The organism is Ruminococcus sp. Marseille-P6503 (assembly GCF_900604945.1).
Classification (GTDB): Bacteria; Bacillota; Clostridia; order Oscillospirales; family Ruminococcaceae; genus FB2012.
In genome coordinates, this window is sequence record NZ_UWPB01000002.1 from 261,226 (window position 1) to 273,488 (window position 12,263).

The following is a 12,263-nucleotide window of genomic DNA, read 5'->3' on the forward strand; positions in this document are numbered from 1 at the left end:
AAAACGTAAATTATCTGTTGTATAAATTCATCGCTTCCGAGATTCCGCCCTTGACTATCAGCTCGGCGGCGGAGCAGACGTTTTTGCATACCTCGCCGATTTTTTTTCGGTCGTCTTCAGTGAATTTCCCCAGAACCCAGTCGGCGAGATCGTAATCGGGACGCGGCTTTTTTCCGACGCCGATCTTTATCCGCGGAAAGTCCTCTCCTCCGCAAAGCTCAATAATACTTTTTATTCCGTTATGTCCGCCGGCCGAGCCTTTACGGCGTATTCTCATGTGACCCGGCTCAAGGGAAATATCGTCAAATATGACCAGCACGTTTTCAAGCGGTATTTTATAAAAGCTCATTGCCTGAGAAACCGACTCTCCGCTGAGGTTCATAAACGTTTCCGGCTTCATTATAAGACAGCTTTTTCCGCCTATGCTGCAAACAGCGGTCTTTGCCTTATACTTAAAGGTATCGGTCTTAAAGCCGTATTTTTCCTCCATTGCGTCCACCGCCATAAAGCCTGCGTTATGACGCGTATTTTCGTATTTTATTCCCGGATTGCCCAGACCTGCAATAATAAATTCAGGCTTCGTTCCCGTCTGTTTTTTCCCAGCGGAAAGCCTGTCAAAAACGTCCCATATGCTCATAGCTGTAATCTCCTGACTAACGCACAATAACCCCGTCCTTTATCGGGCGGGGGTATTATTATTTTATTCGGTTTTACAGATTTTATTATAGCACGGCAAATCCGGTTTGTCAAATTCACTTTACGGACAAATAATTTTTTCAGCCTTACGCTAACAATTGAAAGCTGTCTGAAACTATATAATCAATACTGGAAAATGTAAATATATACATCGGGCGGCGGCCTCATTTAAAATTTTTACATTTTATTAAATATCTCCTTTATATGGCTTGTATTTCTCCAATAATTTAAATGAGAATACCCTATGAAAAAACGTATATAAGCCTTGACAAAACTTTAACGAAAAGGTACAATAAAAACATGAGGATATGTTAAAATCACAGTTTTATTGAGAAGGAAAGGAGAAATACTCTTAATGAAAATGAGAGGTATATATTCTTCCGTTACGGATATCAGAAGAAAGGTTTTTACCGAAGTCGCCAGGCTTGCGTATGAAGGCGGCGACTACAGCAGAATAGATAATCTGCCTTATAAGATCGTACCGGGAAAGGTAGCGGTTTACCGAGAATCTATTTTTCTGGAAAGAGCAATCGTTGAGGAAAGACTGCGTCTTGCGATCGGTCTGCCGCTTCGTCCTATAGATGAGCACGAGTCGGTTGCCGACGGTATTGAGGAATCCGCCATTGCGGAAAAATATTACGATCCGCCGCTGGTAAACATAATCAACTTTGCCTGCAACGCCTGCCCGGAAACCCATTATCATGTAACCGACTGCTGTCAGGGCTGTCTTGCTCACCCCTGCAAGGAGGTTTGTCCCAAGGGAGCTATCGAGATAGTTCACGGCAAATCGGTCATTGATCAGTCAAAATGTATTAAATGCGGCAGATGTCAGAGCGTTTGTCCTTATAACGCAATCAACAAAATGGAACGTCCCTGCGCCAGAGCCTGCGGAATGGACGCTATAGGCTCGGACGAGAACGGAAAGGCAAAAATTGATTACGATAAATGCGTTTCCTGCGGAATGTGCCTTGTAAACTGTCCGTTCGGAGCGATCGTTGACAAGGGTCAGATATTCCAGCTTATTCACGCAATGAAATCCGGTAAAAGGGTCATCGCGCTCGTAGCTCCCGCGTTCGTGGGACAGTTCGGTCCCAAGGCTTCCCCTGAAAAGCTTACCGCCGCAATGAAGAAGCTGGGCTTTGACAGCGTAGTTGAGGTAGCTATCGGCGCGGACCTGTGCGCTATTGAAGAGGCCAAGGACTTTATGCGCGAGGTGCCTGAGCATCAGCCGTTTATGGCGACCTCCTGCTGTCCTTCATGGTCGGTAATGGCTAAAAAGCTTTTCCCCGATCTTGCGCCGTACATATCAATGGCTATGACGCCGATGGTGCTTACCGCAAGAATGGTCAAAAAGGAAAACCCCGACGCCTGCATTGCTTTTATCGGACCGTGCGCCGCTAAAAAGCTGGAGGCAAGCAGACGTTCGGTGCGCTCGGACGTTGACTTCGTTCTTACCTTTGAAGAGCTTATGGGTATGTTTGAGGCAAAGGACGTTAAATTTGAAGACATAACGGACGACGAAGCTGTTCCGCTTGACAAAGGCACCGGCGACGGCAGAGGCTTTGCCGTAAGCGGCGGAGTTGCCAAAGCTGTGGCGGACGTTATCAAACGCCTTGATCCGGAACGCGAAATAAAGGTCGCCTCGGCGCAGGGGCTGAGAGAATGCAGAAAACTGCTTCAGCTTGCCAAAGCCGGAAAATACGACGGCTATCTGCTTGAAGGAATGGGCTGTCCCGGAGGCTGCGTGGCAGGAGCCGGAACGCTTCAGGCTGTTGAAAAGTCAACCGCCTTGGTCAATAAATATGTCAAGGACGCTGAAAAGCAGAATTCTCTTGACTCGGATTATGAGATTACCCTGGGCTTCAAAAGACCCTGAGCTGATTTTAATTCGGAGCAAAGCCCGATGTGAGCATAGCTTTTCATCGGCACAAGATTATAAAACAGAAAGACTGCTGTACTTAATGAATGGTACAGCAGTCTTTTTTAATTTAAATAACAGCCTATTCGGAGTAAACAGACATTATAGCGTCGACTATCTCCTGGAATTTCCATGCCGGCGGAAGGCTTCTGTCCATAAGCCCGAAGTTTTCACCGTTTCCTACGATCGCTCCGTTATCCCACCAGATACACGGAACTCCCGCCTGCTTAGCGGCATTGAGATAATATTCAACGCACTCGATTCTTTCCTCCGGATTGTACTTATTAACGCAGCCGTATTCTCCCACTATAACGGGAATATTCTTGCTGAGGAACAGATCGTTCAGATCGGCAAACAGCGTGTCGATTGAGGAAGCGTCCGTTGCAGGGTCAAAAACGTCGGTTCCCTTGGTGTCAAGAGCAAAAGAATAGGGCAGGTATGCGTGAACTGAAACGATTACCTTATCGTCAAAATCAGAAAGGTCGATAGCTTCAAGGCAGCTCCTGTTTGAGGAGGCCGCATAGCCGGTAATCATCAGATGACGCTTTGCATTGTTTCCTCCGCTGTTTCTTACAGTGTCATAAAACGCCTTGGCATACTCGTTTACTATAGCTCTTGAGGAATCGTCTCCGCCCGTCCACTCGGAAGGCGTATTTCTCAGTCTGGGCTCGTTAAGTCCTTCAAAGATAAGATGCTCGTCGTAATTTTTGAATTCTTCCGCGATCTGCGTCCACAGAGCCGTAAGCTGCTTGATGTCCTCGTCCTTGTTTTCGGCAGTAGGGAAATACCATTCCTCATGATGAGTGTTGAGGATCACAAACATATCGTTGTCAATGCCGTAATCCACTATCTCCTTTACTCTCGCCATCCACGCCTCGTCAACGTTGTACTGGTCGTCCATATGCGTTCCCCAGGAAACAGGCACTCTGAGCACGTTAAAGCCGCTGGATTTAAGCAGGTCTATCATTTCCTTTGAGGTTTCCTTGTTTCCCCATGAGGTTTCTGCGTCAACTCCGCTTCCTCCCGTGGCGTCCATTGTGTTTCCTAGATTCCAGCCGGTCTTCATTTCCTTTACCAGATCCCATGAGGTTATATCACGGATCTCTTCGGGTGTTTCCTCCGTCTGTGATGTACCGCTTCCGGACTCCTTTTCACCGTCCTTATCGGAGCAGGCGGCAAAGGAGGAAACAGCGATTGCCGCGCCGATAATCATCGCGAGTGTTTTTTTCAGCTTCATAAAATTTTCCTTTCAAACTTTTATTTATAATCAAGGGGAATCCCCCTGTTTTCACCATTGCAAAGCTTCTGTCAGATATGTTCTGCTGTCTGCATTTCGCTTTCAAACTGAATCGTTTCAAGGGTAAGCTTTCTGTTTTTTACCGCGCTGATATAATCGCTTACGGTCGTAATTTTCTTTTCAGTGCATACGGCGCAGAATTCTCCGGCAGGAACATCATGATTATCCGTTCCGCCGGTAACGCAAAAATCAAACTGCCGCGCGTACCATTTCGCTCTTTCATTGGAAAGCCCGTCCTTGTTGTGAGTATTTATTATCTCTACAGCGTCGGTATAATCGGGGATAAGCCTTATTTCACGCAGATATCCGGCACGCCTGAACGGATGAGCGTGTACAAGAAAGCCTCCCGCCTCATGAACAAGCGCGGCGTATCTGAAAAAGTCGTTATCCTCAAGCTCGGGGTGCGAAACAAGCCACCGCTTGTCAACTCCGTAGGTAAGAAAATCAGCGCTACCATAGGTGTATTCAATTCCGAAAAGAACAGTAAGTCCTATCTCTTTTCCTCTTGCCTGCGCGTTTTCAAAGCCTCTGCAATAAGCGTTTATCCTTTCCTCCCAAGGCAGGGAACGGTCAACCGCGCTGTTGCCGTTGAAAAAATGATCCGTCACAAAAATCGTATCATATCCGAGAGCCCTGTAGCGCTCAGCCTGCTCCGCGCCGCTTACAGAAGCGCAGGCGCTCCCTTCGCTGGTGTGCAGATGAGCCTCGCACAAATGCTTTTTCATCAGAAATCAACGCCTCTCTTAATTACCTCAAGGCACATCCTTCCGTTGTGATAAGGACATTTCCACGGACCTACGATTTCCTTAAAGTCGTGGGGCTTATGATCAAAGGAGACCTCGGAGTACCATTCGCCGCCTTCACGTTTGTCAATAATGTCAGACTTTATGTATTCCCAGACCGACTTTGCAGCTTCAAGAAAAGCTTCGTTGCCGCTGTGCTGATAGGCGTTTATAAAGCCGACCACAGACTCGGCTTGAACCCACCATACGCGCTTCCTGTCGATCTTATCGTTTTCGCGCTCGTTGTTGAGCGCTCCGCCCTCCATCGCTATATTCAGAATATTATTTGAAATTTTCAGATCCATTTCGGCAAACTGCACTTTCAGCTCCCCGTCCCCAAGAGTATCGCACGCCAGATCAATAAGCCAGGAAGCTTCAATGTCATGACCGTAGGAATGTATATCTCCTATTACCTCCAGCTTTTCGTTGAAAAACACCTTCAATGCGCCGGTATCAGGATCAAAGATCTTTTCCGACACCTGTGAAAGCAGAAAACGCAGTCTTTCGCCTACTTTTTCGTTTCCGTCAGCCTTGTAAAGCTCGGTATAGGCTTCTATAAGGTGAAGAACAGTATTCATCGTCTTGTCAGCCATCAGTCCGTTTTCTGAAAGAGCGTCGTTGGGGATCAGCTTCCAGCCTGTAGTGAACGCCTCTCTGTAGCCGTAATCGTCAAGAGTATTGGTTTCAATATCGTCAAACAGCTTATAGGCAAGACAGAGAGCAAATCTGTCGCCGACGGCATTGTAATAGGCAGACAAAGCGTAAACGGCAAAAGCAATATTATAGGTATGCTTCATCGTATCAGACGGCTCGCCCTTACAGCCTGTCATCCAATAGACGCCGCCGTTGTCATAGTCTATACAATGATCTTTAATGTATTCAAACGCATGGTCCGCAAGCTCTCTGCATTTTTCGTCCTTCAGAACGATATAGCAGCTTGAAAAGAACCAAAGTATCCTCGAGTGGAGAATAACTCCCTTGTCGGCTTTTTTGTCAAGGCTCAGATCATAGCCCATATAGCCGTAAAAGCCGCCGTTTTCCTCGTCCTTCAAATTTGCCCAGAACGGAATAATATGTTCCGTAAGCTCTTTTCTTACTTCTGAAATAATCATATTCTGACTCCTTTATTCTTATTATTTTAAGAAATATTACTCCGGTTTGCCTATTCTGCTATCCTTCTTGCTTCAATATAAAATCTTTTATCCTCGGCGTGACCCATTGAAAAGGTTTTTCTGGGCAGCGCCCCGTCGCAGACCACCGTAGGAAAAAGCTCTGATTTCGCCATATCCGGCAGTATAAAGCCGATCGTATCTTCTTTCATCGAAAGCCTGTCTACAACGTCGGCGCCGTGAATATAATCGATCTTTCCTCCCGTTTCGGGCAGCAGTCTGTCCAACACTGTCTGAAGGCTTCCGACCGCAAGCTTGGAAAGGGGCTTATGCACATACTTCTCTGTATGAACGCCGTTTTTTACTATCGTTATTTTCTGACCGCTCCTGTCGCTGCTGAGCTCAAGCTCTTCGGTTATCCTTTCCTCAAGCTTTTGCGCGTCAACGCCGGTCACGATCCTGTGGATAGCCTCAAATTCCAGCGCGGGAGAGTGAAGATCGACTATTTCGGCAAGCGCGTATCTTGCAGGGCTGCGGGACATATCCTTATCGGGGTTCTGAGCCTTCAGCCTCTCATAAAACTCCTTGGCGGAAGCAAGAGAGTGATTTCCGTCGCCCATTGCGTAAACGAGAGACGAATCCTCGCTGACCCCGTATTTTTTGTTGAACGTATCAAGGTCGGCAAGCTTTTCAAGCGCGGCAAGCACACTGTCCGCGGTTTTATCGTCAATAAGCCAGCCCTTGATACTTCCGCCCTTCTGCATAAGCGTAAAGTCATAAAGCTTTTTCATGCCTGCCGTTTTTTCCGCCAACGGCTCTATCACCGCTTTTTCCGCGTCGTCTATCAGCAGCATAATGTGAGGAAGCTCTATCCGCGCGCCCTCGCGCACCTTTACTCGCGGCGGTATACGCTCTATCACCGTAGCCTCCGTCGCTCTTACCTGAGAGCGCGAGCCCTTCCGATAGTCGTATTCTTCAAGGTCGATAGCTCCGACGATTCCCGCCCTTACCTTTCCGTCGGACTGGGTGCGCTCTATATAGATAAGAGAATTTTTAAATTCTTCAAAGGTATCCGTTTCAAGATACCCGGTCATATTATTATGTATTTTTTCTATGCGCCTGTCAACGTCGGGACTTTCCAGATAAACCTCCGGGAGTATCAGATTGAGAGCGGATTTTGAACCGGCGGCAAGCTTCTCCGTTTCAAGCCAGTATTCCGGCTGAGAGGTGTATTGGTCGCAGGCTACTACCGCCCATTTTGACATATCGGTATTCTTCGGAAGTAAAATATCTGCTTTTTTAAACGCGGTTGACATATATGTAAGGCTCCTTTTTTCGATAACGTTTTCGCTGCTTATATCCCAAAACAGGACGGTCAAATGCCGTCCTGCCAATATCTCCCGTCCTTGCTGCGCGTACGGCATAAAAGCTGCACGCGTACCCTGTAAAGACAGAAGCTTATTTATTCGTTTGTATTCTGACCTGCTCCGCAGCACTTCTTGTATTTCTTGCCGCTTCCGCAGGGACACGGGTCGTTAGGACCGACCTTGCTTGACTTCCTCTGCATATTGAAATGCTGAGGTCCCTCGTTCAGAACCTGTTCTCTTTTCGGAGCGGGCGCCGCTTTTCTGACCTGAATGGTAAACAGCATTCTTACGGTATCCTCACGGATAGCGTCGATCATAGCGTCGAACATATCGAAGCCTTCCATACGGTACTCAACAACAGGATTCTTCTGACCGTAAGACCGCAGACCGATACCACGCTTCAGCTCCTCCATATCGTCGATATGAGCCATCCACTTGGTGTCTACCACCTTAAGCAGAACAACTCTCTCGATCTCTCTCAGCAGCTCCTTGCCGAGATCCTCCTCACGGCGCGCGTATATCTTATCCGCGCGGTCGCTGAGCATTTCGGAGATGTCCTTTTTGGTTATCTCGTCAAGCTGAGCGGCGTCGTATCTGAAATCGCTGTCAACGGTAAACAGACCCATAAGATGATCTCTCAGTCCCTCGAGATTCCAGTTGTCGTGAACCTCGTCGTCAAGCAGATACATATTTACGGTGGAATCTATATATTCCTTTATCATGCCGATGATATACTCGTGAATATCCTCGCCGTCAAGCACCTTCTGGCGCTGACCGTAAATGATCTCACGCTGTGTGTTCATTACGTCGTCATAGTTAAGAACGTTCTTTCTGATGTTGAAGTTTCTGCCCTCGATCTTCTTCTGCGACGATTCGATAACGCTGGCAAGCATTTTCGACTGGATAGGAGTATTCTCGTCTACCTTGAGAGCCTCCATCATGGAATTTATTCTGTCGCCGCCGAACAATCTCATAAGGTCGTCCTCAAGCGACAGGAAAAACAGGCTTTCTCCCGGATCTCCCTGACGTCCTGAACGTCCTCTGAGCTGATTGTCGATACGTCTTGACTCATGCCTTTCGGTACCGATAATGAACAGACCTCCGGCTTCCTTTACCTTTTCAGCCTTTTCGGCAACCTCGTCGGAATATTTGGCGTAAAGCTCCTTATACTTTGCTCTTGCTTCAAGCACCTGCTCGTCCTCGCTTTCAGCGAAGCCAGTCGCCTCCACAACTACCTCTTCCGGATAATCCAGCTTATAAAGCTGCTCGGTAGCAAGATATTCGGCGTTTCCTCCCAGCAGGATATCGGTTCCTCTTCCCGCCATGTTGGTAGCGATCGTAACGGCACCGTATTTACCCGCCTGGGCCACTATCTTAGCTTCCTTATCGTGGTACTTCGCATTGAGGACCTCGTGCTTGATACCCTTGTTTTTCAGCAGCCTTGACAGATATTCCGATTTTTCAATTGAAACCGTACCTACAAGCACAGGCTGACCCTTTTTATTACATTCGATTATCTGCTCGATAACGGCGTTGAATTTTCCCTTTTCGGTCTTATAAACAACGTCGGGATGATCCACTCTTATAACAGGCTTGTTTGTAGGAACCTCGATAACGTCCAGCTTATAGATCTCCCTGAACTCGTCCTCCTCGGTAATAGCTGTACCGGTCATACCGGAAAGCTTGGAGTAAAGACGGAAATAGTTCTGATAGGTAATCGTAGCGATAGTCTTTGACTCTCTCATTACCTTTACGCCCTCTTTTGCCTCGATAGCCTGATGCAGACCGTCGTTGAAGCGGCGTCCTATCATGATACGCCCGGTAAATTCGTCTACGATAAGAACCTCTCCGTCCTTGACAACATAGTCGATATCCTTGCGCATAGTACCGTTTGCCTTGATAGCCTGATTAATATGGTGCAGCAGCGTCATGTTGTCCGCGTCCATAAGATTTATGACGTTAAACGCCTTTTCCGCTTTCTTAACGCCCGACTTTGTAAGAGTGGCGGTCCTTGCCTTTTCGTCGATGATATAATCGCCGTCGAGAGCGTCGTTATCCGCCTTGTCGTCCATTTCAACTACCGTTACGGGCTTGAGCGTCTTGGCGAAGCGGTCGGCAAGAGTATAAAGCTCTGTGGATTTGTCACCCTGTCCGGATATAATAAGCGGAGTTCTCGCCTCGTCAATAAGTATCGAGTCCACCTCGTCCACGATAGCAAAGGCGTGCTCCCTCTGAACCTTATCCTTTTTATAAATTACCATGTTGTCGCGGAGATAGTCAAAGCCGAACTCGTTGTTTGTTCCGTATGTAATATCCGCGTTGTATGCTTTGCGCTTTTCTTCCTTGTCCATACCCGAAAGCACTACGCCGATGGACTGTCCGAGAAATCTGAAGACCTTTCCCATTTCCTCCGACTGGAACTTAGCCAAATAATCGTTGACCGTAACAACGTGAACGCCGCGGCCGTTAAGGGAGTTTGCATAAGCCGCTAGACAGGCTACGAGAGTTTTACCTTCACCTGTTTTCATTTCGGCGATTCTGCCCTGGTGAAGAATAATAGCGCCGACTATCTGAACAGGGAACGGCTTTTTGCCCAGCACCCTGTAAGCCGCCTCACGGCACACCGCGAGAGCGTCCGGCAAAACGTCGTCAAGCGAGCTCAGTCCGTCCGCGATCTTATCCTTCATGATCTGAGTCTGCTCCCTCAGCTCATGATCAGACATAGCCTGATACTTTTCTTCAAGCTCAAGAACCTTATTCTTTATAGGCTCTATTCTCTTCAGCTCTTTTTTAGAGTAATTGCCGAATATTGCTTCAATTAAACCCATTTCTTCCATTCCACCTTTTAAAATTTCAGTCCTGCAAAAATATATATGAAATTTGTTCCCAAATATATCACGTCAGTAAAGCGTTACGCTTCTGCCCTTGGCTGGATACAAAAATACATTTTATATTATATCAAATAACAAAGGATTTGTCAATTGGTTTTGATCACATTTAAACGGGAAATTTACAAATTCTATAAACCGGACATACCCCAATAAAAGCGAGCCGGAGGCATTGGGTTTCCTCCGGCTCGTCCTCCGATAAGCCATGATTACATTTTCGCTCTTTCCTTTGCCCTCAGACTGTTGCTGAGGGTTCTTTTTCTGATACGGATATTTTTCGGAGTTACTTCCAGCAGCTCGTCGTCCGCAAGAAATTCCAGCGAATCCTCCAGGCTGAGATTTCTGGGAGGTATAAGCCTTAAAGCGTCGTCGCTTCCGCTGGCTCTGGTATTGGTAAGATGCTTTTTCTTGCATACGTTTACTACCAGATCCTCAGCCTTGGGCGACGCTCCTACGATCATTCCCTCGTATACCGGAGTTCCGGCGGAAATAAAAAGCTCTCCTCTTTCCTGAGCGTTATAAAGTCCGTAGGTCACCGCTTCGCCGGTTTCAAAGGCGACAAGCGAGCCGGTGCTTCTTCTCGGAATATCTCCCTTATAGGGCTGATAGCTGTGGAACACCGAGCTCATTATTCCTTCGCCCTTCGTATCGGTCAGAAATTCGCTTCTGTAGCCGAAAAGACCTCTCGCGGGGATAAGGAATTCAATTCTCATACGGCTTCCCACCGGAGTCATCTGGGTAAGCTCGCCTTTCCTTGAGCCAAGCTTTTCCATTACAGAGCCGACGCAGTTTTCAGGCACATCAATAACAAGCCTTTCCATAGGCTCGTTAAGCTTTCCGTCTATCTCCTTAAATAAAACATGAGGAGTAGAAACCGAAAGCTCGTAGCCCTCGCGGCGCATATTCTCGATCAGTATGGACAGGTGCATTTCTCCTCTTCCGGCTACCTTGAAGCTGTCGGTGGAATCCGTTTCGGAAACCCTCAGGGAAACGTCCTTAAGAAGCTCCTTAAAAAGCCTGTCCCTCAGCTGACGCGAGGTGACAAACTTGCCTTCTCTTCCGGCAAAGGGAGAATCGTTTACCGAGAAGGTCATTTCAACGGTAGGCTCGGATATCTTTACAAAGGGAAGCGCCTCAAATTTTCCGAATTCGCAAATCGTATCTCCTATGGTGATATTTTCAATTCCGCTTATACAGACGATGTCTCCTGCCTTTGCCTCGTCGCAGGGTACGCGGTTAAGCCCCTCTATCTGATACATCGTAACGACCTTTCCCCTGTATTCCTTTTTGGACTGATGAAAGTCGCCTACGCTTACCTCCTGATTTACTCTCATAACGCCACGCTCGATACGGCCTACAGCGATACGTCCGACATAGTCGTTGTAGTCGATCGCGGAAACAAGATACTGCATAGAGCCGTCAATTTCAACCTCCGGCGCGGGAATATAGCTGAGGATCTCGTCAAGCAGAGGAATAAGATTTTCTCCCTGCTCATTGGGATGATAGGAGGCGGTTCCGTCGCGTCCGGAGCAGTAGAGAATAGGACTGTCAAGCTGCTCGTCGCTGGCGTCAAGATCCATAAGCAGCTCCAGCACCTCATCGCCCACCTCGTTGAGCCTTGCGTCGGGCCGGTCTATCTTGTTTATGACCACAATTATTTTATGACCCAGCTCCAGAGCCTTCTGAAGAACAAATCTGGTCTGAGGCATAGGTCCTTCAGCGGCGTCCACCAGCAGGATTACTCCGTTTACCATTTTAAGCACACGCTCTACCTCGCCTCCAAAATCGGCGTGGCCGGGCGTATCTATAACGTTGATCTTAACGTCCTTATAACGAATAGACGTATTTTTGGCGAGTATCGTTATTCCTCTTTCCCTCTCAATATCGTTAGAGTCCATAACTCTCTCGTCAACCGTCTGATTATCCCTGAAGGTTCCGCTCTGCTTGAGCATTTCATCAACCAGAGTAGTTTTTCCGTGATCGACATGGGCAATGATCGCAACGTTTCTTAAATCTTCTCTTATCATAAAAATCCTCCCTCTGAGCTGTCCGCGCTTTCCGGCTTGCTGTAAGGCAGCCCATAATCTGTCCTTAACGCAGTTTGCTGAAATTGCTCAGGAAGCGTATGTCAGGACAGATTTAAAAATTGAGTTTACATATTTCCAAACATATATTATACCACATCAGACGATTTAATGCAAATATA

General features: G+C 47.4%; 8 protein-coding genes. 1 reads left to right on the forward strand and 7 read right to left on the reverse strand.

Going from position 1 to position 12,263, the window contains the following annotated elements:
* Window positions 1-10: 10 nt before the first annotated feature.
* Window positions 11-637: an aminoacyl-tRNA hydrolase gene (gene pth / locus EIH25_RS07275; protein WP_124100178.1), complete on the reverse strand. Its 627-nt coding sequence runs from the start codon at window positions 635-637 to the stop codon at window positions 11-13.
* A gap of 420 nt (window positions 638-1,057) precedes the next feature.
* Between pth and EIH25_RS07280 the strand changes: the two genes are divergently transcribed.
* Complete coding sequence (locus EIH25_RS07280; RefSeq protein WP_124101290.1) at window positions 1,058-2,572, forward strand: 4Fe-4S dicluster domain-containing protein; 1,515 nt, start codon at window positions 1,058-1,060, stop codon at window positions 2,570-2,572.
* Window positions 2,573-2,696: 124 nt separating this feature from the next.
* Here the strand turns inward: EIH25_RS07280 and EIH25_RS07285 are convergent, their stop codons facing one another.
* From EIH25_RS07285 to typA, 6 genes are all read right to left on the reverse strand, one after another.
* Window positions 2,697-3,851, reverse strand: coding sequence for a glycoside hydrolase family 5 protein (locus EIH25_RS07285; protein WP_124100181.1), 1,155 nt, complete (start codon window positions 3,849-3,851; stop codon window positions 2,697-2,699).
* Between the two features lie 71 nt (window positions 3,852-3,922).
* Complete coding sequence (locus EIH25_RS07290; RefSeq protein WP_124100183.1) at window positions 3,923-4,636, reverse strand: histidinol-phosphatase; 714 nt, start codon at window positions 4,634-4,636, stop codon at window positions 3,923-3,925.
* Entirely contained in the window at window positions 4,636-5,805 is a 1,170-nt protein-coding gene (locus tag EIH25_RS07295) for an AGE family epimerase/isomerase (RefSeq protein WP_124100185.1), read from the reverse strand. The genes EIH25_RS07290 and EIH25_RS07295 overlap by 1 nt, the downstream gene beginning before the upstream one ends.
* A gap of 50 nt (window positions 5,806-5,855) precedes the next feature.
* On the reverse strand, window positions 5,856-7,118 hold the full coding sequence (locus tag EIH25_RS07300) for a DUF1015 domain-containing protein (RefSeq protein ID WP_124100187.1): 1,263 nt from the start codon (window positions 7,116-7,118) through the stop codon (window positions 5,856-5,858).
* Window positions 7,119-7,264: 146 nt separating this feature from the next.
* Window positions 7,265-9,997 carry a preprotein translocase subunit SecA gene (gene secA, locus EIH25_RS07305; RefSeq protein ID WP_124100189.1) on the reverse strand — a complete coding sequence of 911 codons (2,733 nt, stop codon included), beginning with the start codon at window positions 9,995-9,997 and terminating at the stop codon, window positions 7,265-7,267.
* Window positions 9,998-10,266: 269 nt separating this feature from the next.
* Window positions 10,267-12,084 carry a translational GTPase TypA gene (typA, locus tag EIH25_RS07310; protein WP_124100191.1) on the reverse strand — a complete coding sequence of 606 codons (1,818 nt, stop codon included), beginning with the start codon at window positions 12,082-12,084 and terminating at the stop codon, window positions 10,267-10,269.
* Between the last annotated feature and the right edge of the window lie 179 nt (window positions 12,085-12,263).

Excerpts from the sequence above, each read along its gene's own strand:
- pth (WP_124100178.1), bottom strand. The coding sequence starts at position 637 with ATGAGCATATGGGACGTTTTTGACAGGCTTTCCGCTGGGAAAAAACAG.
- EIH25_RS07280 (WP_124101290.1), top strand. The coding sequence starts at position 1,058 with ATGAGAGGTATATATTCTTCCGTTACGGATATCAGAAGAAAGGTTTTT.
- EIH25_RS07285 (WP_124100181.1), bottom strand. The coding sequence starts at position 3,851 with ATGAAGCTGAAAAAAACACTCGCGATGATTATCGGCGCGGCAATCGCT.
- EIH25_RS07290 (WP_124100183.1), bottom strand. The coding sequence starts at position 4,636 with ATGAAAAAGCATTTGTGCGAGGCTCATCTGCACACCAGCGAAGGGAGC.
- EIH25_RS07295 (WP_124100185.1), bottom strand. The coding sequence starts at position 5,805 with ATGATTATTTCAGAAGTAAGAAAAGAGCTTACGGAACATATTATTCCG.
- EIH25_RS07300 (WP_124100187.1), bottom strand. The coding sequence starts at position 7,118 with ATGTCAACCGCGTTTAAAAAAGCAGATATTTTACTTCCGAAGAATACC.
- secA (WP_124100189.1), bottom strand. The coding sequence starts at position 9,997 with ATGGGTTTAATTGAAGCAATATTCGGCAATTACTCTAAAAAAGAGCTG.
- typA (WP_124100191.1), bottom strand. The coding sequence starts at position 12,084 with ATGATAAGAGAAGATTTAAGAAACGTTGCGATCATTGCCCATGTCGAT.